This window comes from Burkholderia arboris (genome assembly GCF_902499125.1).
Lineage (GTDB): Bacteria > Pseudomonadota > Gammaproteobacteria > Burkholderiales > Burkholderiaceae > Burkholderia > Burkholderia arboris.
In genome coordinates, this window is record NZ_CABVPX010000005.1 from 165,665 (window position 1) to 191,263 (window position 25,599).

The following is a 25,599-nucleotide window of genomic DNA, read 5'->3' on the forward strand; positions in this document are numbered from 1 at the left end:
GCGCGGGTTGCGTTCACGTGAAGCGCCTCCGCGCGTGACCGGCATGACGCGGGCCCGATCGATCGCGATCCTCCGGGCGCGGCATCCAGCCCGGGACCGGCTGTGTCCCGCTGCGGGGCCGGCCGCCGATTTCGTCCGACGCATCCGGTAGCGACCGCGGCCGCCCGCGCATTCCCGCCCGGACCCGGCTCGAAGCCGCACGGCAACGCGTGTCCGCCCGCCGCGGCAACCCGGCCCGCTGGCCCTCCCGTACCCGCCATGGCAAATCTGCTCACCGCAATCGAGCGGCTTGGGCATCGACGTCCGGCGCGGCAAGGCATAGATTTCCAAGGTTGACGCGCCTATCCGCGCGTCAGCCCGCGCGCAGGCCGGCAACCGGTCGCGCGTTCCCAAACAGCGTGAGACACAATCGAGCGTGGAGACGACACGATGAGCCTGTCAGAGCCATTGCGTCTGCATGTGCCGGAGCCCACTGGGCGCCCGGGCTGCAAGACGGACTTTTCCTATCTGCATCTATCGCCGGCCGGCGCAGTCCGCCGCCCACCGATCGACGTAGCCGCGGCGGACACCGCCGATCTCGCCCGCAGCCTCGTGCGCGTGCTCGACGACAACGGCAAGGCCGTCGGCCCGTGGGCCCCCGATCTTGACGATGCGCGGCTGATCGCCGGGTTGCGCGCCATGCTCAAGACCCGCATTTTCGACGCGCGCATGATGATCGCGCAGCGCCAGAAGAAAATCTCCTTCTACATGTTGAGCCTCGGCGAGGAGGCGATCGGCACCGCGCACGCGATGGCGCTGCGCGACGGCGACATGTGCTTCCCGACCTACCGGCAGCAGAGCATCCTGATCGCGCGCGACGTGTCGCTCGAGCGGATGATCTGCCAGCTGATGTCGAACGAAGGCGATCCGCTGAAGGGCCGCCAGCTTCCGGTGATGTACTCGGACCGCGAAGCCGGCTTCTTCTCCATTTCCGGCAACCTCGCGACGCAGTTCATCCAGGCGGTCGGCTGGGCGATGGCGTCCGCGATCAAGGGCGACACGAAGATCGCGTCCGCGTGGATCGGCGACGGCGCGACGGCAGAAGCCGACTTCCACACAGCGCTCACGTTTGCGCACGTGTATCGCGCGCCGGTCGTGCTGAACGTCGTCAACAACCAGTGGGCGATCTCGACGTTCCAGGCGATCGCGGGCGGCGAAGGCACGACCTTCGCCGGGCGCGGCGTCGGCTGCGGGATCGCGTCGCTGCGCGTCGACGGCAATGACTTCCTCGCGATCTACGCGGCGTCGAGCTGGGCGGCCGAACGCGCGCGCCGCAATCTGGGCCCGACGCTGATCGAGTGGGTGACGTACCGCGCGGGTGCGCATTCGACGTCGGACGATCCGACCAAGTACCGGCCGAGCGACGACTGGTCCCATTTCCCGCTCGGCGACCCGATCGAGCGCTTCAAGCGCCACCTGATCGTGAAGGGCATCTGGTCGGACAGCGCCCATGACGCGCTGACGGCCGAGCTCGAAGCCGAGGTGATCGCCGCGCAGAAGGAAGCGGAGAAATACGGCACGCTGGCCGACGACCGGATTCCGTCGCCGGCTTCGATGTTCGACGACGTGTACAAGGAGCTGCCCGCGCACCTGCGCCGTCAGCGCCAGGAACTGGGAGCGTGATCATGGCGCAACACGAGACAGATACGGCGACGCAGCCGATGACGATGATCCAGGCGCTGCGTTCCGCGATGGACGTGATGCTCGGGCGCGACAGCGACGTGGTCGTGTTCGGGCAGGACGTCGGTTACTTCGGCGGCGTGTTCCGCTGTACCGAAGGCTTGCAGAACAAATACGGCAAGTCGCGCGTGTTCGATGCGCCGATCTCCGAAGGCGGGATCGTCGGCGCGGCGGTCGGGATGGGCGCGTACGGGCTGCGCCCCGTGTGCGAGATCCAGTTTGCCGACTATTTCTACCCGGCGTCCGACCAGATCGTGTCGGAAGGCGCGCGGCTGCGCTATCGCTCGGCCGGCCAGTTCATCGCGCCGATGACGATCCGGATGCCGTGCGGCGGCGGCATCTACGGCGGCCAGACCCACAGCCAGAGCCCGGAGGCGATGTTCACGCAGGTGTGCGGGCTGCGCACGGTGATGCCGTCGAATCCGTACGACGCGAAAGGGCTCTTGATCGCGTCGATCGAGAACGACGATCCGGTGATCTTCCTCGAGCCGAAGCGGCTGTACAACGGGCCGTTCGACGGCCATCACGAGCGGCCCGTCACGTCGTGGCTCAAGCATCCGGCAAGCGCGGTGCCCGAGGGCTACTACACGGTGCCGCTCGATACGGCCGCCATCGTGCGGCCCGGCAACGACGTGACGGTGCTGACGTACGGCACGACCGTGCATGTGTCGCTCGCCGCGGCCGAGGAGACGGGCATCGATGCGGAGGTGATCGACCTGCGCACACTGTGGCCGCTCGATCTCGACACGATCGTCGCATCGGTCCGCAAGACCGGGCGCTGCGTCGTGGTGCACGAGGCGACGCGCACTTGCGGCTATGGCGCGGAACTCGTTTCGCTGGTTCAGGAACACTGCTTCTACCACCTCGAAGCGCCGGTCGAGCGCACGACGGGCTGGGACACGCCCTATCCGCATGCGCAGGAATGGGCGTACTTTCCGGGCCCGGCCCGGGTCGGTGAAGCGTTGCGACGCGTGATGGAGGCGTGAGATGGGGATTCATGTCATCAAGATGCCGGATATCGGCGAAGGGATTGCCGAGGTCGAGCTGGTGGCCTGGCACGTGGAAGTCGGGCAGATGATCAAGGAAGACCAGCCGCTCGCCGACGTGATGACCGACAAGGCGGCGGTCGAGATTCCGTCGCCGGTGACGGGCAAGGTGATCGAGCTGGGCGGCCGGATCGGCGAGATGATGGCGGTCGGCAGCGAGCTGATTCGCCTCGAGGTCGAAGGCGGCGGCAATCTGAAGGCCGGTGCACCGGTGCGAGAATCAAAGGTGGAAACCGCACCGGTCGCGGCGGCGCCGTCGAAGCCGGTGGCCGACGTGCCGGCCGAACCGCCTGTCCGGCCGGCGGCGAGTCACGCTCCGGCGAAGCCGAGCCGTGCGGAACCTGCGACGCAGCCGCGCGCGGCGCTCGCGCCGGGCGAACGGCCGCTTGCGTCGCCGGCCGTGCGTCAGCGCGCGTGGGACATGGGCATCGAGCTGCGCTATGTGCGGGGCACCGGTGAAGCAGGGCGGATCCTGCATGCGGATCTCGATGCGTATGCGGGCACGGGTGGCGGCGCGGCGCGACCGTCGCACGCCCACGGCTACGACGAACGCAACGACGAAACCGAAGTGCCGGTGATCGGCTTGCGGCGTGCGATCGCGCGCAAGATGCAGGAAGCGAAGCGCCGCATTCCGCACTTCAGTTACGTCGAGGAAATCGACGTCACCGAGCTCGAATCGTTGCGCACGGAACTGAATCGCCGCTACGGCGATACGCGCGGCAAGCTCACGCCGCTGCCGCTGCTGATCCGCGCGATGGTGATCGCGCTGCGCGACTTCCCGCAGATCAACGCGCGCTTCGACGACGAAGCGGGCGTCGTCACGCGCTACGGCGCGGTGCACATGGGGGTTGCCACGCAGACGGACGGTGGCCTCACGGTGCCGGTGCTGCGTCACGCCGAAGCGCGCGACGCGTGGTCGATCTCGGCGGAAATCGCGCGGCTCGCCGATGCGGTGCGTGCGAACCGCGCGCAGCGCGACGAGCTGAGCGGTTCGACGATCACGATCTCGAGTCTCGGCGCGCTCGGCGGCATCGTGTCGACACCGGTGATCAATCATCCGGAAGTGGGCATCGTCGGCGTGAACCGGATCGTCGAACGCCCGATGATCCGCGACGGCGCGATCGTCGCGCGCAAGATGATGAACCTGTCGTCGTCGTTCGATCATCGCGTCGTCGATGGCGCGGATGCGGCCGAATTCATCCAGGCCGTGCGCGCGGTGCTCGAGCGCCCGGCACTGCTGTTCGTGGAGTGAGCGCGATGAAGAACGAACACACCACACTGCTCGTCATCGGCGGCGGCCCGGGCGGCTACGTCGCCGCGATCCGCGCCGGCCAGCTCGGCATTCCGACCGTGCTGGTCGAGCGCGACCGGCTCGGCGGCACGTGCCTGAATATCGGCTGCATTCCGTCGAAGGCGCTGATCCACGTGGCCGACGCATTCGAACAGGCGTGCGGTCATGCGGGAGAGGGCGCGCTCGGGATCCGCGTGCACAAGCCCGAGATCGACATCGGGAAAAGCGTCGCGTGGAAGGACGGCATCGTCGACCGGCTGACGCGCGGCGTCGGCGCGCTGCTCAAGAAGAACGGCGTGCGCGTGCTGCATGGCGACGCACACGTGGTCGACGGCAAGACCGTCGACGTCGTCACCGGCGGGCACTCGGTGCGGATCAGTTGCGAACACCTGCTGCTCGCGACGGGTTCCGAGCCGGTCGAACTGCCGACGATGCCGTTCGGCGGGCACGTCGTGTCATCGACCGAGGCATTGTCGCCCGCGACGCTGCCGAAGCGGCTGGTCGTCGTCGGGGCCGGGTATATCGGGCTCGAACTCGGGACCGTCTATCGCAAGCTTGGCGTCGACGTCAGCATCGTCGAAGCGGCCGAGCGCGTGCTGCCTGCGTACGATGCGGAACTCGGGCGGCCGGTTGCCGATTCGCTTGCGCGGCTCGGTGTCCGGCTGTGGCTCGGCCACAAGGTGCTCGGGCTGGCGGAGCATGGCGCGGTGCGCGTGCAGGCCGCCGACGGCGCGGAGCAGACGCTGCCGGCCGATCGCGTGCTGGTTGCCGTTGGCCGCCGGCCGCGCGTCGACGGCTTCGGGCTCGAGACGCTGCAGCTCGATCGTAACGGCCGTGCGCTGCGGATCGACGACGAATGCCGGACGTCGATGCGCAACGTGTGGGCGATCGGCGATGTCGCGGGCGAGCCGATGCTCGCGCATCGCGCGATGGCGCAGGGCGAGATGGTCGCCGAGCTGATTGCCGGCCGGCGCCGCCAGTTCGTGCCTGCGTCGATTCCGGCCGTGTGCTTCACCGATCCCGAGATCGTGACGGCCGGCTGGTCGCCGGACGATGCGCACGCGGCCGGCGTCGATTGCCTGAGCGCATCGTTTCCGTTCGCGGCGAACGGGCGCGCGATGACGTTGCAGGCGACCGAGGGGTTCGTGCGCGTTGTCGCGCGGCGCGACAACCACCTGATCGTCGGCTGGCAAGCGGTCGGGCGCGGTGTGTCGGAGCTGGCTGCCGCGTTCTCGCAGTCGCTGGAGATGGGCGCGCGGCTGGAGGACATCGGCGGTACGATCCACGCGCACCCGACGTTGGGCGAAGCGCTGCAGGAGGCTGCGCTGCGTGCGCTCGGGCATGCGTTGCACGTCTGACGTGCGGTTTGCCTGAAACGGAGCCGCCGGTGCGCAATGTGCGCACCGGCTGAAGCAGCTTGCCGATCCGGATTTCACGGTGCTGGCTGCGCAGGAGCTGGCCGTCGCGTCGAACCTGCTGACCTGACCGCCGTCGAGGCCGGGATCGGCCTGAAGGTCGGCCTGCCGGCATGCAGGCTGCTCGGATACGGGCTGTTGAGCAGCGCGACGGGCATGAACGCCGTCGCGCTGGCCGGCCGCTGTCTGGCGCCGACCTATACGTTTGTCGGGATGACGTTCCGCCGCGTCGGGTCGCACGATGCGATTCGGTTCGACGCATGGCCGGAGCTCGCTGCCAACGTGCAGCGTTTCTTCGTCGAACGTGCGATGGGGGCGACATGCCGCGTATTGCGCGACGTGATCGGCAGCGCCTTCGAACTCGCGACGTTCGACCTGACGTACGACGCCGGCGCCGGCACCGAAGCGAAACAGACGGTGCTCGGCGCGAAGATCCGGTACGGCCAGCCTGCCAGTACGCCCACGTTCGAACACGCGCATCTCGAGCGGCCGCTGCGTAGCACGCGATCCGGCACGACTGCGCCGATGAAAAAAAGCCCGTGAACGACCTGACGTTCACGGGCTTTTCCGTTTTGCGGCGGAGCGGGCCGGCACGTACCGCTGCGGCCCGCGCGGCATCACCACGAATGTCCGATGCCGCCGTTGACCATCATGCGCGAGCCGTTCACCGTGCCGACGCCGAGCTTGATCACGGTGTTCTGCGTGATCCGCGCGCTGCCGCCGACGGCGATCGCCGTATAGCCGCCGTAGTTGCCGAATCCGGCGCCGACCGAGACGACCTTGCCCGGATCGACTTGCGGCATGCCCGCGAGCGCGCCGGCGATCGCGATCCCCGAATACGCGTTGCGTGCGAGATCGTTCACGCCTTGCTGAATCGCGCCGACCCGCTGGTCGGTGTAGCGGTTCGCCGATTCCGTCGCCGTCGTCAGTTGGTTCAGGTTGACCGCGTCGGTACCCTGCGTGCCCGGTGCGACGTTGACGATCTGGCGCTGCTGTTCGGCGGTGCCGACCGAGACCACGTTCGAGCGGCCACCGTCGTTCGAGTTCGCGCCGATCGCGACCGAATTGGAGCCGGCCGTGACGGTCGGCGCATCGGTGCCCGAGCCGTTCATGTCCGCGGTGATGCCCGTGTTGCGCGATGCCGACGTCGACAGGTTGTTGATCTGCGCATTGATGTTCGTCACGCTGGTCGACAGCGACGACACGCGGTCGTTGGTCGTCGACAGGCCGGTTGACAGCGACGTCACGCTCGTCGACGTGGACGTCGACAGCGAGCCCAGCGCTTCGTTGGTCGACGACAGGCCGGTCGACAGCGAACCGATGCTGGTCGACGTCGACGTGGACAACGACGCGAGGTTGCTGTTCGTCGAGCTGAGCCCGGTCGACAGCGACGCGACGTTCAGGTTGGTCGCATGCAGTTGGCTGCCGTTGATCGCATCGGTGCTGTCGGCGCTCACGCGGCCGGCCGCGACGTTCTGGATCTGGCGTTCCTGGCCCGGTGCGCCGACGCTGAACACGCCGAACGGGTTCGCGCCCGCATACGCGCCGAAACGCAGGTCGCCGATGGCCGACGACGACACGCCGACGGCCGCGCCGGTGACCGAGCGGTTGCCGATCGCCACCGAGTTGTCGAGGTTGGCGACCGCGTTCGGGCCGATCGCGACGCTGTTCGCGCCGGTGGCCTGGCTGTCGGCTTCGGTCGAGTTCGCGTGGAAGTACTTCGCACCCTTCGCGTTGAGATTGTCGATCGCGTCGCCCACGTTGGTGTGGGTCGTCGTCGTGCCGTCGTTGTTGTACGTCACGTACGACGGCGCGGTGATCTTCCCGGTCGCCGGATCGTACGCGGCGCCGCCGCCGAGCGCGTCGGCCGTGCTGTTGCCGAGGTTCGTCGTGTTGACGGTGACCGAACTGATGCTCGTCGACAGCGAGCCGAGGCCCGACGAGGTCGACGTGGACAGCGACGTCATCGTGCTGTCGGTCGCGCTGAGGCCGGTCGACAGCGAGTGGATGCCCGTCGATGCGGACGTCGACAGCGACGCGAGCGTGCTGTTGGTCGTCGACAAGCCGGTCGAGGCCGACGTCGACAACGACGTGACGGTGTCGTTGGTCGTGCTCAGGCCGGTCGACAGCGACACGAAGCCGGTCGACGTCGAGGTCGACAGCGAGACCAGATTGTCATTCGTTGTACTGATCGTAGTGGACAAGGAACCGGCGGTCGTCGACGTTGCGGTCGACAGCGACGTCAGGTTCTTGCCGAGCGTGTCGATGCCGGTCGATGCCGATGTGGACAGCGAAACCAGCGTGTTGCGGGTCGTCGACAGGCCGGTGGACGTGGCGGTCGACAGCGATGCGACGGTGTTGTCGGTCGTGCTCAGCCCGGTCGACAGCGAAGCCATGTTGCTGTCGACGATGCGCAGGCTGTCGGCGGTCGAGGTCGACAGCGACGTGAGCGTGTCGTTCGTCTTGGAGAGACCGGTCGACGTCGACGTCGACAGCGACGCGATCGACGATTCGGTCGAGGTCGACAGGCTCGCGAGATTGGAGCCGACCGTGCTGAGTTCGACGTTGGTCGCGTTCAGCTGCGAGCCGTTGACGGCGTCGGTGCTTTTCTCGGCCAGCCGGCCTGCGGCGACGTTGGTCACGGTACGTTCACGGCCGGCCGCGCCGACACTGACGGTCGAGGCAGGGGCGGTGCCGGCGAAATCGTACGTGGTGCCGTTGATCGTCGCGCCGCTCGTGCCGATGGCCGCCGCGGTCACGGAGCCGGAGCCCAGTGCGACCGCGCCGGCGTCGGCAGCCGTTGCGCTCGCACCGAGTGCGACCGCACCGGCGCCCGACGCGATGGCACGCGGGCCGATCGCGCTCGCAGCCTGTGCGCTGGCGTTGGCCTGCGTGCCGACCGACACGCTGGTGGCGGCCGAACTCGTCGCGCGGTCACCCAGCGCGAGTGCGCTCGTCGCGGTGGCGGCGGCGGACGAGCCGGCGCCCAGCGCGCCGCGCGCGGTGGCTTCCGCCGCACGGCCGAGTGCCGTGCCCGTGTGGCTCGACGACGCGTTGGCGCCGATGGCCATGCTGTTCTCCGTGGCCGAGCTGTTGTAGCCGATCGCGGTGGCGCCGGTGTAGCCGCCCGTGCCGGCCTTCGCGCCCGCGCCGAGCGCGATCACGCCGAAGCCGCCGCCCGTCGTGACCGCACTGGCGTCCTGGCCGATCGCGACGTTGCCGGCGCCGGTCGAGCCGCTGCTGCTGGCCGCGCCCGCGCCGATTGCGACGTCCGCCTGGCCGGCTGCCGATGCGTTCACGCCGGCCGCGAGCGCGTTGAGGCCCGTGGCGCCGTCGTTGTTGTAGTTCGCGCCGGCCGTGCCGCCGTCGTTGACGCTGTAGTAGCGCGTGGTCGCGGCATCGATCGCGGCCGACGTGGACGTCGACAGCGAAGTGAGGCCGGTCGCGACCGACGTCGACAGCGACGTCATCGTGGTGCCGGTCGTGCTCAGCCCGGTCGACAGCGACGTGAGGCCGGTCGATGCCGCTGCGTCGACGGCGGCCAGCTGCCGGACGTTGACGGCATCGGTGTCCTGCGTGCCGCCGGCGACGCGGGTGATCTGGCGTTCCGCGCCGGCGCTGCCGACGGACACGACGCCGTTCGATGCGACGGCCGCATCGGAGAAGCGCTCCGTGCCCGAACCGGTGCGGTCGGCGATGGAACCCTGGCCGAGCGCGACCGCGTTGGCGACGCTTGCGTTCGACCGGTAGCCGACGGCGACGCCGCTGTGACCGGATGCGGTGGACTTGCCGCCCATCGCGAGCGAGCCTTCGCCGGTGGCGTTGGCCTCGGCAGCGAAGGCCGCGGCATAGGTGCCGCCGGTTGCCTTCGAGCGCGAGCCGACCGACGTCAGGAAACTGGCCGTCGTTGCGCCGGCGCGGTTGCCGGTTTGCGTCGCCGTGGCTTCGTCGCCGATCGCGACGGACCAGTAGTCGGCGCAGGCTGCCCACGTGCCGGAGCAGGGGTAGCCGGTGTCGCCGCCGACGGAGACGTAGGCGAGGCTGTCGAGGGGGATCAGGGCTGCGGCGGCGACGGAGAGCGTGGCGGCAACGCGTGCGGAAGCCGAGACCTTGCTCGAGGTTTTCTTGCCGTTGGCGCGGGTGGTTTCGGAGGTGGCGACCCAGGCGCCCAGTGCGTCGTTCCAGATCGTACGGAAAGTGCGGTTCATAGACTGTCTCGGAAAAAAGAGGACGCCGCACCGCGATACGATGACTTGAAGAATTAAGACAGCTGGATGGGCGTTCCCGGGTGAATTAGGAGATAACGAATGAGATGAATCTTACAGAATGAAATGTATTTGTAATGTAAAACAACGAAAAATGAATGCGTTTTCTTGCACTGTTTTACATTATTTGTCGTATAAACATCGAATAAATCGACGTTTAGAGAGATAGGGTGCGATGAAAATAGCGAAAATGCGTGAAAAGGTGCGACGAATTGCTGCGTCGGTGAACCTGCGAGCAGAAGCTGGCGTGGGTAAATTCGAGATATGTAGTGAGCGCGATCTGTAATTTTTCGAGATGCAGGAAGGTTGTCGGCGCGAGGTCGGCCGACGATCATGTCGATAGCCGGAAACCGGGCCGCATCGGGCCCGCCAACGCAGGCTCCTCACGGAAGAACCGGACATGAAACTGCTGCTCGTCGGCGCGACCGGACTCGTCGGACGCCACGTCCTCGAAGTCGCGCTCGCCGATTCGCGGGTCGATCAGGTGGTCGTCCTCGCGCGCCGGCCGCTGTCGCCGCATCCGAAGATGCGCGCGCTGGAGGTCGATTTCGACCAGTTGCCCGCCGCGGCCGACGGGTGGCGGGCCGATGCGGTCATTTGTACGCTCGGCACCACGATGCGGGCCGCCGGTTCGCAAGCGGCCTTCCGGCGCGTCGATCACGACTATCCGCTCGCGGTCGCGCGGCTCGCGCACCGGCACGGCACGCCGACCTACGTGCTGAATTCCGCGCTCGGTGCAGACGCCGCGTCGCGCATCTTCTACAACCGCGTGAAGGGCGAGGTCGAGCAGGCGCTGGCGGGTATCGGGTTCGCGTCGCTCACGTATGTGCGGCCTGGCCTGATCGGCGGCAGCCGCGACGAATTCAGGTTCGGCGAGCGGCTGTTCGTGTTCGCGCTGAACGCCGCCGGGCCGATGCTGCCGGCGAAGTGGCGCGTGAATCCGGCGTCGCGGATCGCGCGTGCGCTGGTCGATGCCGCGATCGACGCGCGGCCGGGCGTGCACGTCGTCGCATCGGACCGGCTCGCCTGACGCGGCACGGGCAGGGGGCCGGCCTGGCTATCCGCCTGCGCACCCGTCAAGCTCGCCGAACTGTTCGGCGAGCGCAGCGGTGAACGCATCCAGCGCTTCGCTGCCGTCGCAGTTCCTCGGTGTCGCGAGCTGGAATTCGACCGTATGGCTCAGCTTGCTCGCGAGCAGCCGGCGCATCTTTCCGGCGGCGACCCACGGCGCCGCGACGTGGTCGGGCAGGAAGCCGACATGCGCGCCGGACAGGATGAAGATCACGTCGGCGTCGACGTTTTCCGAAAGCGCGGTCGGCTGCGCGTTGCGCAGCGCCGCACCCGACGTGTTCGTCTTGTAGAGCCGCGCGACGTTGCTCGTGCGCGCGATGTCGTTGACCGACACGCTTTTTTTCGCAAACAGCGGATGGCGTGCGCCGCAATGCAGCGACTGGTGTTCGACGAACAGCGGTGCGTAGTGCAGGCCGGCCTGGTGGCCGGAGAAATAGCCGATCGCGAGTTGCAGTTCGCCTTTCAGCAGCCGGCGCTCCAGTTCGTCGGGCGGTATCGCAATCATCTCGATCAGCACGTCCGGTGCCTGTTCGCGAAAACGGCCGACGGCCGCTGCGATCGATTCGACGACGTCGGGCGCGAGCCGCTCGGACAGGCCGATGCGCAACTCGCCCAGCATCGTGTCCGATACGTGTTGCGTATCGCGCGTGAACACGTCCATTGCCTGCAGGAGCCGGCGGGTCGACTGCAGCACGCGTTCGCCCTTCGGCGTCAACCGGAAGCCGCTTTTGCCGCGATCGCACAGCCGGAACCCGAGCCGGGTCTCGAGCTTGGCCATCTGCGTGCTGATGGTGGACGGCGCCATCCCGAGCGTGCCTTGCGCGGCGCTGAAGCCGCCGCTCTCGACGATCGTCAGGAAGAGCCGCAGCAATTGCAGATCCATGTCTCGGAGTCGGGTCAGCATGGCGATACATCGCGTTTCGTGAAGTTGGCTTATGTTAGTTCATATTTTTCGTCGGATGCCGCGCGGGCAGAATCGGGTTCGAGGTCGCCAGCCGCGCGGCCGTGTCCCCCTTCAGACAGGATTCCGACGATGAGCCAGAACGATTTCGCGTTCACGCGCGACAGCCTCTACGGCACGCAGGCCGAACCGACCTTCGCGGGCGCGACGAGCTTCATGCGCCGGCGCTTCAGCCGCGATCTCGACAGCGTCGATCTTGCGATCACGGGCGTGCCGTTCGATTCCGCCGCGTCGCACCGGCCCGGCACGCGTTTCGGCCCGCGCGGGCTGCGGATCGCATCGACGGGCATCGCATGGGAGCGCCCGTGGCCGTGGTCGTTCGATCCGTTCGACGTGCTGGCTGCGGTCGATTATGGCGATTGCGCGTTCGATCTCGGCCAGCCCGAATCGGTGCCGGGAGCGATCGAGCGGCATGCCGATGCGATCCTCGCGAGCGGCTGCGCGATGCTGACGCTTGGCGGCGATCACTTCATCACGTATCCGCTGCTGAAGGCGCATGCGAAGGTGCACGGCCCGCTGTCGCTCGTGCATTTCGACGCGCACACCGACACGTGGCCCGACCGCGACGTGAAGCGCATCGATCACGGGACGATGTTCTGGCACGCGGCGCGGGAAGGGTGGGTCGTGCCCGAACGGTCGGCGCAGATCGGCATCCGGACGACCAACGACGAGCCGATGGGATTCGACATCCAGGATGCGCGCCGCGTGCATGCGTCGACGCCGGCTGCGGTCGCCGCACGGATTCGCGAGCGCGTCGGCGATCATCCGGTGTACCTGACGTTCGACATCGACTGTCTCGATCCGGCGTTCGCGCCGGGCACCGGTACGCCGGTGTCGGGCGGCCTGTCGAGCCATCAGGCGTTCGAGATCCTGCGCCACCTCGACGGCATCAACCTGGTCGGCATGGACGTGGTCGAAGTGTCTCCACCGTATGATCATGCGGAAATCACATCGCTGGCCGGCGCGACGATCGCACTCGAACTGATCTGCCTGTATGCATCGCGCCGGCGGCAAACCAGGGAAGCTTCGATCGATGGATGACCTCATCTGGCGCAAGGCCGTACCCGGCGACGCGGCCGCGTGCATCGCACTGCGCGGGCGGACGCGCGAGAACGCGTTGACTGAAGCGCAGTTGCGCGATCTCGGCATCACGGCCGAAAGCTGGGACGCCGGAATTCGCGACGGCCTGTTTTCGGGCCATGCCTGCTTTGCGAACGGAACCATGGTCGGCTACTGCTTCGGCGACACCGGTTCGGGCGAGATCGTCGTGCTCGCGATGCTGCCTGCGTACGAAGGGGCGGGGATCGGCAAGCGGCTGCTGCGGCGCGTGATCGACGATTTCGCGGCAAGCGGCTTCACGTCGTTGTTTCTCGGTTGTTCGACCGACCCCGCGTCGCGCTCGTACGGGTTCTACCGGCATCTCGGCTGGATTCCGACCGGGCAGCTGGACGAGGCCGGCGATGAAATTCTCACGCTCCGGGTCGGCTCGAGCACCTGACGGCATGCGTTGTCCCGATCGTGGCACTTCACGCGATCCGTAAAACTGTTTCGTCATACAAAACAATAGATCAATGGCGGCGTGCTCGCTGATCTACGATGGAAACATTGCTTCCATCGTCAGCCGAGCCGTGTGCACTCACTACCGCGCTCCGGGCGAAGACCCGGGCATCAGCGAACTGAAGATCGGCATCGGCGATCTGTATCGCCGCGACCCGTGGGCACCCGACGTGTATCCCGACTACGCGGCACCGGTCGCATGCGCCGAAGGCGACAGCCTTGCGGTCGTGGGGGCCGTGTTCGGTTTCTGGCCGAAATTCATGCAACCCGAGCGGCTCGACGAGCACGGCCGGAAGAAAAAGAAGCTCGATACGGTGAACGCGCGCACGGAAACGGTCGGCTCGTCGCGGCTCTACGGCAAGGCCTGGCGCAATGGCCAGCGTTGCCTGATTCCGGTGCGCTGGATCTGCGAGCCGTGCTACGAAACCGGCCGCAATGTGTGGCACCGGATCGGCGTCGACGGCTGGCAGCCGTACTGCGTCGCCGGTATCTGGCGCCGCTACGAAGACAGCGACGGGCGCGCATGCATCGGCATGACGATGCTCACGGTAAACGCCGACGATCACCCGCTGTTCGCGCGGATGCATCGGCCCGGCGACGAGAAACGAGGCGTCGTGATCCTGCGCCATGACGATTACGACGAATGGCTGCACGGGCGCGACATCGAGGCCGCACGGCGCATGCTGAACCTGCTCCCCGCCGGCGACATGACGGCGGCGCCCGATCAGGCACCGCCGGCCGCCACCTGACCTTTCATTTTTCCGACGTCCGGCTTGCGGCAAAACGACCGGCCGTGTCGCGATTATTCGGACAATTTCGAAAGCCGGTCGATACCGGGTAATCACCGATATCTCGCAAGTTGTATATACAAGATTATCCGCTGGCAATGTCGGCGCACGTCGTGCCGCTTGCGCGCCAGCGTGCAGACCGTGCGTGCGTGGCGCATGCCGGCGATCCACGGCGCCCCGCACCCGCAGAGCCGAAAGGGCGGCTCGCAGCATCCTGTCCCGTTTAAACCATGTGTGGTCCTGAGTATTTTGGAGATTGACTCGTGTCAACGAATTCCAGTGGAAAAGCCGGCGGACTGATCGAGGTACGCTCGATCGACTTCATTCCCGATGCCGAGCGACACGGCGGCCTGCTGAGCCAGTTCACGCTGTGGCTGTCCGCGAACATGCAGATCACGGCCATCGTCACGGGCGCGCTCGCGGTCGTGCTCGGCGGCGACGTGTTCTGGTCGCTGGTCGCGCTGCTGCTCGGCCAGCTCGTCGGCGGCGCGGTGATGGCGCTGCACGGCGCGCAGGGGCCGCAGCTCGGGCTGCCGCAGATGATCTCGAGCCGCGTGCAGTTCGGCGTGTACGGCGCGATGATCCCGATCGTGCTCGTGTGCCTGATGTACATCGGCTTCTCCGCCAGCGGCTCGGTGCTGGCCGGGCAGGCCGTCGCGCAGTTGCTGCACGTCGACGACGCAGCCGGCATCCTGCTGTTCGCAGCCGTGATCGTCGTGCTGACCGTGTTCGGCTATCGCGCGATCCACTTCGTCGGCCGGATCGCGAGCGTGGTCGGCATCGTCGCGTTCGTCTACATGTTCACGCAGCTGTTCGCGAACCACGATGTCGGCGCGCTGCTCGCCAACCGCCATTTCTCGCTCGCGAGCTTCCTGCTGTCGATGTCGCTGTCCGCGTCGTGGCAGATTGCGTTCGGTCCGTACGTGGCCGACTATTCGCGCTACCTGCCGCGCTCGACGTCGTCGGTCGCGACGTTCCTCGCGGTTGGCCTCGGCTCGGTGATCGGTGCGCAGGCGGCGATGGTGTTCGGCGTGTTCGCGGCCGCACTGGCCGGCGGCCAGTTCGCACACCATGAGGTCGCGTATATCGTCGGGCTCGGCTCGACGGGCGCCGTGGCCGCACTGCTGTACTTCAGCATCGCGTTCGGCAAGGTGACGGTCACGGCGCTCAACGCATACGGCAGCTTCATGTCGATGGCGACGATCGTCAGCGGCTTCCGCGGCAAGGGCGCGGTGTCGTCGAAGAGCCGCCTCGTGTACATCTTCGGGATGATCTGCGTATCGACGCTGATCGCGCTTGCGGGCCGTCATTCGTTCCTGAAGGAGTTCACCGCGTTCATCCTGTTCCTGCTCGCGTTCTTCACGCCGTGGAGCGCGATCAACCTGGTCGACTACTACTGCTTCACGCGCTCGCGCTACGACGTGCCGGCGCTGTCCGATCCGGACGGCCGCTACGGCCGCTGGAATGCGATGGCGATCACGATCTACGTGGTCGGCATCCTCGTGCAGCTGCCGTTCATGTCGACGCACATCTACACGGGGCCGCTCGTCGATGCCCTTGGCGGCACCGACATCTCGTGGATTCTCGGGCTGATCGTGCCGGCCGTGCTGTATTACATCGGCGCGCGCGCGTCGCGTCGCAGCATCCCCGAACGCCTGATCCTGCCGCTCGAACGCGGCGAAGTGCACCACTGACGACACGTCTCGCGCATCGGGCCGGCAAGCCGCCGGCCTGAGCGTCGAGCCCGGCGCAGCCTGCGCCCGGCTCTGTCAACACGATCCCGTATCCCGCGATACCGGTGCGGCATGCACACCGCGCCCGGTGTCGTTTCATTCCTGGACTATTGAATAGTATGACTAAACAAATTGAAGCGCGCGGCAGAGATTGCAGCGTGCGGCCGGTGCACGCCGGGCTTCGCATGACGGTCGCGGTTGCCTGCCTCGCCGGATCGGGCACCGCGCTCGCGCAGGACGGCGTGACGCTGTACGGCGTGATCGACGAATTCGCGCAGTACGTGAATACGGGCAACGGCTATACGGCGGCGATCAACTCGGGCGGCCAGTGGGGCAGCCGGTTCGGATTGAAGGGCGGCGAGGATATCGGCGGCGGGCAGAAGATCGAGTTCGCGCTGGAAAACGGCTTCAACCCGAATGACGGCTCGCTCGCGAGTGCGGGCAGCATGTTCAACCGGCAGGCGTGGGTCGGCCTCGCAGGGCAGTGGGGCAAGGTGCGTGCGGGCCGCCAGAATTCGCCGCTGTTCAACGACCAGGGCGGGCAGGACGCGTTCGGCGGTGTCACGCAGGCGTCCGGCATGGACAACCTGACCGTGTTCGCGTTCCGCACGAGCAACACGTTGTCGTACCAGAGCCCGGAGATCGCGGGTTTCCAGGGCGGGATGTACTTCGGATTCGGCGACGCGGGCGGCGTGCGCTCGGCGGGTTCCAGCCAGCAGTTCGATCTGACCTACGAACACGGGCCGTTCGGCGCGTTCGTCGCGGGCCAGTGGCTGAAGAACGCGACGGCGGCCACGACCGATCGCACGATCATGGCCGGCGCGTCTTACGAGATCGGCAAGGCCACCGTGTACGGCGGCTTCTCGGCGGTGAAGTGGGCCGACTTCGGGATCGATTCGCGCGTGTACGGGCTGTCGGTCAAATACCAGTTCAACCCGGCGAACACCGTCGCGCTCGGCTATGCGTATCTGCACGACCAGTCGTCGCAGGGCAACAACGCGGAGCAGCTCGGGCTGATGTACGAGTACGACCTGTCGAAGCGCACGAGCTTCTACGGCGCGCTGTCGTACCTGCGCAACCGCAACCAGGCTGGCTACACGCTCGCCGGCGCGGCGAACCCCGGCTTGCCGCTTGCGTATCCGGGCGCGAATGCGCGCGGCGTGCAGCTCGGCATCGTGCATCGCTTCTGACGCGTGCGACGCGCCGGGCCGTGTGCGCCCGGCGCCTTCCTTCGGCGCATTCGCGCCGTTACTTCCCCAGCCGCTGCGCGAGCGAATAGCGCTGCATGCAGCGTTCCATCGCGTCGAGAAACGCATGCTCGGCCGCATTCATCTTGCGGTCGCGGTGCCACAGCAGGAACACGTCGACATCGACGAGCCCGTCGTCGGGCGGCAGCCGCCACAGCCGCTGCTGCGCGATGTCGTCGCGCACGATGTGCTCGGGCAGGCAGCCGATCCCGTAGCCCGCGAAGATCAATCGCCGCACTTCCTCGAGGCTCGGCGACGACGCGACGATGCGCCCCGTGAAACCCTTCTGATCGCGAAACACGGTGAGCGGCGACAGGCTGTCGCCGATCTGGTCGCTCGTGAACGACACGAAATTCTCCGCGAGCAGATCGTCCATCCGCAGTTGCGTCTGCCCGAACAGCCGGTGATGGCGGCCGCAGTAGATCGCATAGCGCTGGCGCAGGAAACAGCGCATCTCCAGTTTGTCGTGCGGCGTACGGCAGAGGCCGAGCCCGGCCGTGGCCGTCTTCTGCAGCAGCGACGACAGGATGTCCGACGAGCGCATCACTTCGATCTGCAGGTCGATGCGCGGATACGCGCGGTGGAATTCCGCGAGGAATTCGTCGTAGACGGGCGATTCGATGCGGCTCACCGTCAGCAGCCGGATCGACCCGGTCAGGTCGGCCGTACTGTCGTCGATTTCCGTTTCGAGGCGCGAGATGCCGCCGTAGATGTCGCTCGCGATCCGGTACACGGCTTCGCCGGCCGGCGTCGGCGCGAAGTGCGCGCCGCGCCGCTCGATCAGCCGGCGTTCGAGCGTCTCCTCGAGCCGCCGCAGCGCCTGACTCACGGCCGGCTGCGTCACGTGCAGGCGCGCGGCCGCACGGCTCACGCTGCGCTCCTGCATGATCACCAGGTAAGTGCGCAACAGGTTCCAGTCGAGTCGGTCGTTCAGGAACGGGGCGAGGTCGGGGCGCATCGGGTCTCCGGGCGAGGCGTCAGGGTAGTCATTAGCTGAATTTATACGGCGAATAATAACTTGAAATTTGACTAATGATTTGCGGTCGCCGATAAAGGAGGGGTGCCGCAGCGTGCGGCGCGAGGCCGCGACAGACGGCCGTCACACGATATTGCGCGTCGCCCGCAGCGGCGCGCGTCAGGAGCCCGCATGACCCAGTCCCTTCCTTCCGCCCGCCAGCCGGGACGCGCCGCGACGGCCGCGTTCATCGGCACGATGATCGAGTGGTACGACTTCTACATCTACGCGACCGCCGCCGCGCTCGTGTTCGGCGAACTCTATTTCCCGTCGCATGACCGCTTCGTCAGCACGATGGCGTCGTTCGCGACGTTCGCGGTCGGCTTCTTCGCGCGGCCGCTCGGCGGCGTGATCTTCGGTCACCTCGGCGACCGCATCGGCCGCAAGAAGGCGCTGATGACGACGCTGATGATGATGGGCGTCGCGACCGTGTGCGTCGGGCTGCTGCCCGATTATTCGAAGGTCGGCATGCTCGCGCCGGTGCTGCTCGTCGCGCTGCGCGTCGTGCAGGGGATCGCGGTCGGCGGCGAATGGGGCGGCGCGGTGCTGATGGCGGGCGAGCATGCGCCGCAGGGGCGCCGCACGTTCTTCGCGTCGTTCGCGCAGCTCGGCAGCCCGGCCGGGCTGATCCTGTCGCTGATCGCGTTTCGCGCGGTCACGTCGATGGACAAGGCCGACTTCCTCGCGTGGGGCTGGCGCCTGCCGTTTCTCGCGAGTTCGGTCCTGCTCGTGGTCGGCATCCTGATCCGGCTCGGCGTGAACGAATCGCCGGAATTCGCGCGGGTGAAGGCAACCAACCGCACGGTGAAGCTGCCGGTCGCGGAAGTGTTCCGTTCCGCGTCGGGGCTCGTGTTGCTCTGCATCGGCGCGAACACGATCGGCATCGCGGGCGTCTATTTCACCAACACGTTCATGATCGCGTACACGACGCAGTACGTCGGCGTCTCGCGCTCGCTGATCCTCGACAGCCTGTTCGCAGTCGCAATCATCCAGTTCATCGCGCAACCGATCGCCGCATGGACCGCCGAGCGGATCGGCGGCGCGCGCTTCCTGAAGATTGCGGCGCTGCTCGCGATGCTGTCGCCGTATCCGATGTTCATGCTCGTGCAGGGCGGCACGTCCGCGTCGCTGATTGCAGGCATCGCGCTCGCCGTCGTCTGCATGGCGGGCTTCTATTCGGTGATCGCGGGCTTCGTCAGCGACGTATTCCCCGCACACGTGCGCTATTCGGCGATCTCGCTTGCGTATCAGATCTGCGGCGCGATCGCAGGCGGCCTGACGCCGCTCGTCGGCACGTGGCTCGCGCATCGCTTCGCCGGCCAATGGTGGCCGCTCGCGGTGTTCTACACGTGTCTCGCCGGCGTTTCGCTGCTTTGCATCGTCGCGCTCGACGCGCGCCGGGCGGCGCAACCGGCCGCCGCCGAAGCGCTCGGCTCGCACTGAACTTCAACGAACGAATTCATCCGGAGTGCACATGAAAGACCTGCTGGAAATCGACGGCGCCCGTTTGTGGCAGAGCCTGGCCGACATGGCGCGCGTCGGCGCGACGCCGCGCGGCGGCGTGCGGCGCCTCGCGCTTACCGATGACGACCGGCGTGGGCGCGACCTGTTCGCGCAATGGTGCCGCGACGCGGGAATGACGGTGAGCGTCGATGCCGTCGGCAACCTGTTCGCGCGGCGCGACGGCGCCGATGCGCAAGCGGCGCCCGTGTTGATCGGCAGCCATCTCGACACGCAACCCGAAGGCGGCCGCTTCGATGGCGTCTACGGCGTGCTCGCCGCGCTCGAACTCGTGCGCACGCTGAATGATGCAGGAATCGCGACCGGCAAGCCGCTCGAGATCGTGTCCTGGACCAACGAGGAGGGTGCGCGTTTTGCGCCGGCGATGCTCGGTTCGGCCGTGTCCACGGGCGCGTTGCCGCTCGACGAGGCCCTCGCGACGCAGGACGCCGACGGCGTCGCGCTCGGCGCGGCACTCGACGCGTGCGGCTATCGCGGTACGCGCGCAACGGGCGGCGCGGTCGACGCGTATTTCGAAGCGCATATCGAACAGGGGCCCGTGCTCGAAGCGAACGGTACGACGATCGGCATCGTCACGGGCGGGCAAGCGATCCGCTGGCTCGACGTGACGGTGACGGGCGTGGCCGCGCATGCGGGGACGACGCCGATGCCGTATCGCAAGGACGCATGCTTCGCGAGCGCGCAGATCGCGCTCGAACTCGAACGGATCGTCGCCGGCTATGCGCCGCGCGGGCTCGCGACGATCGGGCAGGTCGGGATCCGCAACGCGTCGCGCAACACGATTGCCGGCGACCTGACGTTCACGGTCGACCTGCGTCATCACGACGATGCCGAAGTCGACGCGATGGAGCGCGACCTGCGCGATGCGTGCACACGCATCGCCGCCGCGCGCGGCGTGCGGGTCGCGATCGATACCTGCTGGCGCAGCCCGGCGACACCGTTCGACCGTGACTGTGTCGAACTGGTTGCGCAGGCAACCGAAGCGTTCGGCTACACGAACGAGCGGATCGTCAGCGGCGCCGGCCACGATGCAATCCTGCTCGCGCGCCGCGTCCCGACCGCGATGGTGTTCATCCCGTGCGTCGACGGCCTGTCGCACAACGAGGCCGAGGACGCGCTGCCCGACGACGTGACGCGCGGCACGAACGTGCTGCTCCATGCGGTGCTGGCGCGCGCAGGCATCGCAGCGCGCGTCGAAGCGGCGGCCACCGCGCACGATGCATGACGCGGCGAATCGACGAGGACGAACGATGAAAACCTATTTCCATCCCGAACAACTGCTGCACCATCCGCGCAGCTACCTGTCGCGCGGCCAGATGCGCGAGCCGCAGGAAGTGCCCGAACGCGCGGCGCGGCTCGTCGCGGCGGTGCGTGCGCTCGACTTCGACGTGCGCGAGCCGGCCGACCGCGGCACCGCGCCGATCGCGGCCGTGCACGACATGAACTACCTGCGCTTTCTCGAAGAGGCGCACCGCGACTGGAAGCAGATGCCCGACGACTGGGGCGACGAAGTGATGTCGAACGTATTCGTGCGCGACCCGAACCCGCTGCGCGGCGTGCTCGCGAAAGCCGCGCGCTACCTCGCCGACGGCAGTTGCCCGGTCGGTGCGAACACGTGGCGCGCTGCGTACTGGTCCGCGCAGGACGCGCTCGCGGCCGCAGCGGACGTCAACGACGGCGCACGCGAGGCCTACGCGCTGTGCCGGCCGCCCGGTCATCACGCGCGCCGCGATGCGGCCGGCGGCTTCTGCTACCTGAACAATGCGGCGATCGCCGCGCAGTCGCTGCTGGGCCGCCATCGCCGCGTGGCGGTCCTCGACACCGACATGCACCACGGGCAGGGCGTGCAGGAGATCTTCTACGGCCGCGACGATGTGCTGTACGTATCGATCCACGGCGATCCGACCAACTTCTACCCGGTCGTCGCGGGCTATGAGGAAGAGACGGGGGCGGGCGCCGGCGACGGGTTCAACCTCAACCTGCCGATGCCGCACGGTTCGCCGGAATCGGCATTCTTCGCGCGGCTCGACGACGCGTTGCGCGCGCTCGCGCGGTTCCAGCCCGATGCGCTCGTGCTCGCGCTCGGCTTCGACATCTACAAGGACGATCCGCAATCGCAGGTTGCCGTCACGACCGACGGGTTCGGGCGGCTCGGCGGTGCGATCGGCGGGCTCGGGTTGCCGACGGTGATCGTGCAGGAGGGCGGCTATCACCTCGACAGCCTCGATGCGAACGCACGTGCGTTCTTCGGCGGGTTCGCCGCCGCACGCTGACCGTTTCAGCGGGGCCGGATCGCGTGCGCGCGGCTTCAAGTTTTCCGTGCGTACGCCGATAATTCGCGCATATGCTGAATGGATGCACGAAGGAGGGCCGCACGATGACAGCCGGCCAAATCAGACGCGGTGCGCTCGCGCTCGCGGTGCTGGCCACAGGGTCGCTCGCGCACGCAGCGGAACCGTCGATTCCGCTGCGCGTCAGTCTCATCATTCCGGAAATCTGCACGATCGGTTCGGGCGCGCGGGGGGCCGCCGACGCCGACATGCCGAGCGTCAGCTGTGTGCACGGCACGCCGTTCGTGCTGAGCCACGCACCGCTGCCCGACCTGCGATCGGCGCCGCGCAGCGTCGGCGCGGGCGTGCCGCCCGCATGGACCGTCACGTTCTGACCTCCCGCCATTCCCGCTAGAAGCTGATCGTCGCGGTGATCTTGTCGCTGTAGTTGCCGGGCGCGGGCGTGGTTTGCGCCGGCACCGCGCCATATACGGTCACGACCTGCGACGTGCCCGTGCCGACACCCGTGGCCGTCGAGCTGCCGCCCGTGCCGTCGCCCCACGCGATCGAGCGCGCGGCATCCGTGTAAAGCCCGTAATTGATCGTGCCGCCGCCGCCGCTGCGCTGCATCCCGCGTGCCGTCACGTTGCCGGTGCTGCCGCCGTCCAGCGCGATTTTCCACGCGTCGCCGTTCGTGCACTGCGCGGTGATCGAGCCGGTTGCCGTGAGCGTGCCGGACAGCACGCTCGCGGTGCCGAAGCTGACGTTGGTCGCGCTGATGTTGCAGTTGTTGATCACGTTCGCGGTCGCGCTGAACGGGAAGGTACCGTTCGACGTCGTCAACGACGCGCAGGTCGGCGCACCGAGCAGGTAGAACCCGGCGTTGAGCGACGTCGTGTTGCCGCCGAACGTCTGCGAGTAGGTCGTCGTGTTGTTGCCCGTTGTCGGCACGGTCGGCTGGTTCGACGTGATCTGTCCGTAGATCGTGACCGTCGCGCTCGCGCTCGTGCCGAGCGCGGGTTTGGCGAGCGTGACGGACGCCGGTGTGGTGCCGGAATACACGGAACCCCATGCGACCGAATGCCCGCCGTCGAGATAGAGGTCGTACTGCATCGCGTTGGCGCCGTTGACGAGGCTGCGCGGGCTCGTGCCGCCGAGATTCAGGCACACGAGCACGTTTGGCGTCAGCGAGACGGCCGACCACGTGCACGTGATGCTGACGGTGCCGGTCGCGGTGACCGGCGCGAGCGAGATCGGGCTGACCGAGCCGAAGGTGACCGTCGATGCGGTGGCCGTGCAGGTCTCGGCCTGCGCGTGACGCGGCACGCCGCACCACGCGGCGAGCGCCAGGACGAGCAGCAGCACGATTCTCATGGCGCCGCCCGGCAGGTGAGCGGCCCGACGGTCGGCAGCGTGCCGTCGCCGGGCGCGGTGAACGCGAATGCCACGGCGCAGCGTTGCGTGCCGTAGTCGATCGCGAGATGGTTGTCGTCCTTCAGCCCGTCGATGAACGTGAGCCCGTCATAGCCGACGATCGTGTCCGCGCCGCTTTCGGCGTGATGCACGCGCGCACCGGCCGGCAGCGGATTCCCGGCGGCGTCGCGCAGGATCACCGACGCGGCGCGATAGCGCGACACACCGAAATGCGCGACGACGCCCGATTGCGCCTGCGGCACGATCGTCATCGACGTGCGGGCGATTCGCGCGTCGGCCGGCAGCTTCATCGAATCGATCGCGACCTGGTTGTTCTGGTACGCGTTCAGGTCGGGCACGAGCAGATGCCCGGCGCGATCGGTCGTGCCGATCACGCGGTTCTCGTGCAGCACGGGGATGCCCGCGACGCCGTCGGTCGACACCAGCGCGAAGCCGTCGTCGATGCGGCGCGACAACTGCAGGCTGCTGTCCATGAACACGAGCGCGCCGCTCACGTCGAGCGATGCGCCGGTCTGACGGTCGATGCTTTGCGCGGCCGCGATGACCTCGCCCGCGCGGCCGAGATAGCGCACCTGCGCCTGCCGGTAGGGCACCGCGCCCGTGCCGCCGGTCTGCACGCCCCAGCCCCAGCCGCCGTCGTAGTCGGGCGGACGGTTCGCGTCGACGGTGTAGTTCGACTGGCCGCGCTGGCGGCCGACGGTCGCGTTGAGCGACGTGTTGCGGCCGAGCCCGATGTTCAGCGACACGAAGGCGCCGTTCGCGCCCTGCTGCGCGAAATCGCGGTAGGCGCTCACGCTCAGCGATGCGAGATCGCCGAGGCTCAGCGTGTACGACACGGTGCCGATCCGCGCGCTCGGGCCTTGCGGCAGCCGGAAGCCGATATAGCTGAGCGACAGCGTCTGGCGGTGCATGAACGGCAGCGCGAGCGTCGCCTGGTCGGTCGCCGACGGCACCGGTGAACCGTCGCGCGATGCCAGGTCGCCGTAGCGGCCGAAGGCGCGGATCGTCTGCGCGTTGATCGAGAAGCGCGGTTCGATCAGCTGGTAGCCGACGCTCACCTGCGTGCCCGGATAGCGGCCGACGCTGCCCGCGACCGCGCCGCTCACCACGCCCGCATAGCCGAGCCGCATCAGCGCGCCGACGCCGGCGTTGAGCACGCCGCCCGTCGCTTCCGCATGCCCCTCGACGGTCAGCGTATCGCTGACGCCGCGCCGCATCGAGCCGCTGACGGCCGGCCGCGCGTCGTAGTCGAACGACTGCAGCGCATAGTTGCGGCGCAGGAAGCCGGCCTCGAACGAATAGCTCGACAGCCCGGCCGACAGCATGCGCGTGTCGACATAGAGCGGCACGGACGTCGCGACGGTGCGCCCGAGCGCGTCGCGCGTGATGAGGGTCGCCTGGCCGGCGCCGGTGATGCCCGGCACGTCGTGGATGATGAACGGGCCGCTCGGCACGTTGCCGGTGTACTGGCGCACGTTGTTGACGTACAGGTCGACCGCCGACGGTACTGCGGCGGAACCCGCGAGCGACGGAATCGGGAACGTCACGAGATCGGGCCGCAGCGCGAAGTTGCTGCGCCACTGGAAGCCGCCGAGGCGCACGGAGCGCGTCCACGCGAGCGATCCCGAGATCGCGTCGCCGATCTGCGTCGTGCTCGGCCGCGCCGGGTCCGAGCGGCTCCATGACGTATCGAAGCGCGTGTAGCGCCGCTGGCCGTTGTAGAAATACGCGGTGCCGGTGGTGTTGAACACGCCGTTCGGATCGAAGTAGCGCACGCCGGTGTAGAGCGAGAACTGCCGGTCGCCGATCGTCTGCGCGTACGCCTCGTAGTTGATCGCGAGCCCGCGCGACGCGGTGGCCGCCTGCGTGGCCGGCAACGCGCGGCTGTCGACCGCGTACGGACGGCGCAGCGTGTCGGCCATCGCCAGGTCGACACGCTGGTGCGCGGCGTCGTAGCGATAGCGCAGGCCGGGAATCGTGTCGAGCTCGACGGTCGCCGCGTCGGCGATGCCGAGCCGGTCGGTCGCGAAGCCGATCGTGCGCAGGTCGGCGCCGCTCGCCGACAGATGGCCGTCGCGTTCGCGGAAATGCGCGAGCAGCGTCGTGCTTTCGCCGTTGATGCTGACTTCGAGGATGACGTCGTGGATGCTGTCGGCCATCACGAGCGCCGCCGGTTCGTCCGCGCGAGCCGCGCCGTGCACGAGCAGGCGCCCGGCCACGACGGCGACGAGCACGATGCGCCGGGCGCGCCGCGACGTTCTGCGTC

At 67.9% G+C, this 25,599-nt stretch carries 20 protein-coding genes; 15 read left to right on the forward strand and 5 right to left on the reverse strand.

Features of this window, described 5'->3' with window-relative positions; genetic code table 11:
* Positions 1–429 precede the first annotated feature (429 nt).
* The 5 genes from BLA15945_RS08380 to BLA15945_RS08400 all read left to right on the forward strand — a co-directional run bounded on the left by BLA15945_RS08380 (position 430) and on the right by BLA15945_RS08400 (position 6,014).
* The gene (locus BLA15945_RS08380) at positions 430–1,662 is read left to right on the forward strand and encodes a 3-methyl-2-oxobutanoate dehydrogenase (2-methylpropanoyl-transferring) subunit alpha (protein ID WP_059235138.1); all 1,233 of its coding nucleotides are present in this window, start codon (positions 430–432) and stop codon (positions 1,660–1,662) included.
* Between the two features lie 2 nt (positions 1,663–1,664).
* The gene (locus BLA15945_RS08385) at positions 1,665–2,705 is read left to right on the forward strand and encodes an alpha-ketoacid dehydrogenase subunit beta (protein WP_059235136.1); all 1,041 of its coding nucleotides are present in this window, start codon (positions 1,665–1,667) and stop codon (positions 2,703–2,705) included.
* 1 nt (position 2,706) lies between these two features.
* Positions 2,707–4,017 carry a dihydrolipoamide acetyltransferase family protein gene (locus BLA15945_RS08390; RefSeq protein WP_059235133.1) on the forward strand — a complete coding sequence of 437 codons (1,311 nt, stop codon included), beginning with the start codon at positions 2,707–2,709 and terminating at the stop codon, positions 4,015–4,017.
* Positions 4,018–4,022: 5 nt separating this feature from the next.
* The gene (gene lpdA / locus BLA15945_RS08395) at positions 4,023–5,414 is read left to right on the forward strand and encodes a dihydrolipoyl dehydrogenase (protein WP_059236832.1); all 1,392 of its coding nucleotides are present in this window, start codon (positions 4,023–4,025) and stop codon (positions 5,412–5,414) included.
* A 195-nt stretch (positions 5,415–5,609) separates the two neighbouring features.
* On the forward strand, positions 5,610–6,014 hold the full coding sequence (locus tag BLA15945_RS08400; protein WP_233464154.1) for an AraC family transcriptional regulator ligand-binding domain-containing protein: 405 nt from the start codon (positions 5,610–5,612) through the stop codon (positions 6,012–6,014).
* 74 nt (positions 6,015–6,088) lie between these two features.
* On the opposite strand, the gene BLA15945_RS08405 is transcribed toward BLA15945_RS08400, so the two are convergent.
* Positions 6,089–9,679, reverse strand: a complete 3,591-nt coding sequence (locus BLA15945_RS08405) for an ESPR-type extended signal peptide-containing protein (protein WP_174992036.1) — start codon at positions 9,677–9,679, stop codon at positions 6,089–6,091.
* A 457-nt stretch (positions 9,680–10,136) separates the two neighbouring features.
* On the opposite strand from BLA15945_RS08405, the gene BLA15945_RS08410 reads away from it, so the two are divergent.
* Complete coding sequence (locus BLA15945_RS08410; protein ID WP_174992037.1) at positions 10,137–10,766, forward strand: NAD(P)H-binding protein; 630 nt, start codon at positions 10,137–10,139, stop codon at positions 10,764–10,766.
* Positions 10,767–10,793: 27 nt separating this feature from the next.
* On the opposite strand, the gene BLA15945_RS08415 is transcribed toward BLA15945_RS08410, so the two are convergent.
* Positions 10,794–11,711, reverse strand: coding sequence for a LysR family transcriptional regulator (locus tag BLA15945_RS08415; RefSeq protein ID WP_174992038.1), 918 nt, complete (start codon positions 11,709–11,711; stop codon positions 10,794–10,796).
* Between the two features lie 129 nt (positions 11,712–11,840).
* On the opposite strand from BLA15945_RS08415, the gene speB reads away from it, so the two are divergent.
* The 5 genes from speB to BLA15945_RS08440 all read left to right on the forward strand — a co-directional run bounded on the left by speB (position 11,841) and on the right by BLA15945_RS08440 (position 17,036).
* Complete coding sequence (gene speB, locus BLA15945_RS08420) at positions 11,841–12,809, forward strand: agmatinase (protein ID WP_174992039.1); 969 nt, start codon at positions 11,841–11,843, stop codon at positions 12,807–12,809.
* Positions 12,802–13,266 (forward strand): GNAT family N-acetyltransferase, encoded by a 465-nt coding sequence (locus BLA15945_RS08425; protein ID WP_059235123.1) that lies wholly within the window; start codon positions 12,802–12,804, stop codon positions 13,264–13,266. The genes speB and BLA15945_RS08425 overlap by 8 nt, the downstream gene beginning before the upstream one ends.
* A gap of 130 nt (positions 13,267–13,396) precedes the next feature.
* On the forward strand, positions 13,397–14,074 hold the full coding sequence (locus BLA15945_RS08430; protein ID WP_059236830.1) for an SOS response-associated peptidase family protein: 678 nt from the start codon (positions 13,397–13,399) through the stop codon (positions 14,072–14,074).
* Positions 14,075–14,376: 302 nt separating this feature from the next.
* On the forward strand, positions 14,377–15,807 hold the full coding sequence (locus BLA15945_RS08435; protein WP_059235121.1) for a purine-cytosine permease family protein: 1,431 nt from the start codon (positions 14,377–14,379) through the stop codon (positions 15,805–15,807).
* Between the two features lie 158 nt (positions 15,808–15,965).
* The gene (locus tag BLA15945_RS08440; protein WP_174992040.1) at positions 15,966–17,036 is read left to right on the forward strand and encodes a porin; all 1,071 of its coding nucleotides are present in this window, start codon (positions 15,966–15,968) and stop codon (positions 17,034–17,036) included.
* Between the two features lie 58 nt (positions 17,037–17,094).
* Here BLA15945_RS08440 and BLA15945_RS08445 read toward each other — a convergent pair whose 3' ends face one another.
* Entirely contained in the window at positions 17,095–18,051 is a 957-nt protein-coding gene (locus BLA15945_RS08445) for a LysR family transcriptional regulator (protein WP_059235116.1), read from the reverse strand.
* A gap of 189 nt (positions 18,052–18,240) precedes the next feature.
* Between BLA15945_RS08445 and BLA15945_RS08450 the strand changes: the two genes are divergently transcribed.
* The 4 genes from BLA15945_RS08450 to BLA15945_RS08465 all read left to right on the forward strand — a co-directional run bounded on the left by BLA15945_RS08450 (position 18,241) and on the right by BLA15945_RS08465 (position 22,294).
* Positions 18,241–19,551, forward strand: coding sequence for an MFS transporter (locus BLA15945_RS08450; RefSeq protein WP_174992041.1), 1,311 nt, complete (start codon positions 18,241–18,243; stop codon positions 19,549–19,551).
* 31 nt (positions 19,552–19,582) lie between these two features.
* Positions 19,583–20,854: a Zn-dependent hydrolase gene (locus BLA15945_RS08455; protein ID WP_174992042.1), complete on the forward strand. Its 1,272-nt coding sequence runs from the start codon at positions 19,583–19,585 to the stop codon at positions 20,852–20,854.
* A gap of 25 nt (positions 20,855–20,879) precedes the next feature.
* Entirely contained in the window at positions 20,880–21,902 is a 1,023-nt protein-coding gene (locus BLA15945_RS08460) for a histone deacetylase family protein (RefSeq protein WP_059235110.1), read from the forward strand.
* A gap of 104 nt (positions 21,903–22,006) precedes the next feature.
* A complete protein-coding gene (locus BLA15945_RS08465; RefSeq protein ID WP_174992043.1) occupies positions 22,007–22,294 on the forward strand; it encodes a hypothetical protein in 288 nt (95 codons plus the stop codon).
* A gap of 16 nt (positions 22,295–22,310) precedes the next feature.
* Here BLA15945_RS08465 and BLA15945_RS08470 read toward each other — a convergent pair whose 3' ends face one another.
* Both BLA15945_RS08470 and BLA15945_RS08475 read right to left on the reverse strand, forming a co-directional pair.
* Positions 22,311–23,273, reverse strand: coding sequence for a Csu type fimbrial protein (locus BLA15945_RS08470; protein ID WP_174992044.1), 963 nt, complete (start codon positions 23,271–23,273; stop codon positions 22,311–22,313).
* Positions 23,270–25,567 (reverse strand): fimbria/pilus outer membrane usher protein, encoded by a 2,298-nt coding sequence (locus BLA15945_RS08475; protein ID WP_233464155.1) that lies wholly within the window; start codon positions 25,565–25,567, stop codon positions 23,270–23,272. Before BLA15945_RS08475 ends, BLA15945_RS08470 begins: the two co-directional genes overlap by 4 nt.
* Between the last annotated feature and the right edge of the window lie 32 nt (positions 25,568–25,599).

What these genes read in the sequence shown, in the direction of transcription:
- BLA15945_RS08455 (WP_174992042.1), top strand. Translation starts at nt 19,583, where the DNA reads ATGAAAGACCTGCTGGAAATCGACGGCGCCCGTTTGTGGCAGAGCCTG.
- BLA15945_RS08385 (WP_059235136.1), top strand. Translation starts at nt 1,665, where the DNA reads ATGGCGCAACACGAGACAGATACGGCGACGCAGCCGATGACGATGATC.
- BLA15945_RS08415 (WP_174992038.1), bottom strand. Translation starts at nt 11,711, where the DNA reads ATGCTGACCCGACTCCGAGACATGGATCTGCAATTGCTGCGGCTCTTC.
- BLA15945_RS08380 (WP_059235138.1), top strand. Translation starts at nt 430, where the DNA reads ATGAGCCTGTCAGAGCCATTGCGTCTGCATGTGCCGGAGCCCACTGGG.
- lpdA (WP_059236832.1), top strand. Translation starts at nt 4,023, where the DNA reads ATGAAGAACGAACACACCACACTGCTCGTCATCGGCGGCGGCCCGGGC.
- BLA15945_RS08405 (WP_174992036.1), bottom strand. Translation starts at nt 9,679, where the DNA reads ATGAACCGCACTTTCCGTACGATCTGGAACGACGCACTGGGCGCCTGG.
- BLA15945_RS08450 (WP_174992041.1), top strand. Translation starts at nt 18,241, where the DNA reads ATGACCCAGTCCCTTCCTTCCGCCCGCCAGCCGGGACGCGCCGCGACG.
- BLA15945_RS08465 (WP_174992043.1), top strand. Translation starts at nt 22,007, where the DNA reads ATGACAGCCGGCCAAATCAGACGCGGTGCGCTCGCGCTCGCGGTGCTG.
- BLA15945_RS08460 (WP_059235110.1), top strand. Translation starts at nt 20,880, where the DNA reads ATGAAAACCTATTTCCATCCCGAACAACTGCTGCACCATCCGCGCAGC.
- BLA15945_RS08390 (WP_059235133.1), top strand. Translation starts at nt 2,707, where the DNA reads ATGGGGATTCATGTCATCAAGATGCCGGATATCGGCGAAGGGATTGCC.
- BLA15945_RS08470 (WP_174992044.1), bottom strand. Translation starts at nt 23,273, where the DNA reads ATGAGAATCGTGCTGCTGCTCGTCCTGGCGCTCGCCGCGTGGTGCGGC.
- BLA15945_RS08445 (WP_059235116.1), bottom strand. Translation starts at nt 18,051, where the DNA reads ATGCGCCCCGACCTCGCCCCGTTCCTGAACGACCGACTCGACTGGAAC.
- speB (WP_174992039.1), top strand. Translation starts at nt 11,841, where the DNA reads ATGAGCCAGAACGATTTCGCGTTCACGCGCGACAGCCTCTACGGCACG.
- BLA15945_RS08410 (WP_174992037.1), top strand. Translation starts at nt 10,137, where the DNA reads ATGAAACTGCTGCTCGTCGGCGCGACCGGACTCGTCGGACGCCACGTC.
- BLA15945_RS08440 (WP_174992040.1), top strand. Translation starts at nt 15,966, where the DNA reads ATGACTAAACAAATTGAAGCGCGCGGCAGAGATTGCAGCGTGCGGCCG.
- BLA15945_RS08425 (WP_059235123.1), top strand. Translation starts at nt 12,802, where the DNA reads ATGGATGACCTCATCTGGCGCAAGGCCGTACCCGGCGACGCGGCCGCG.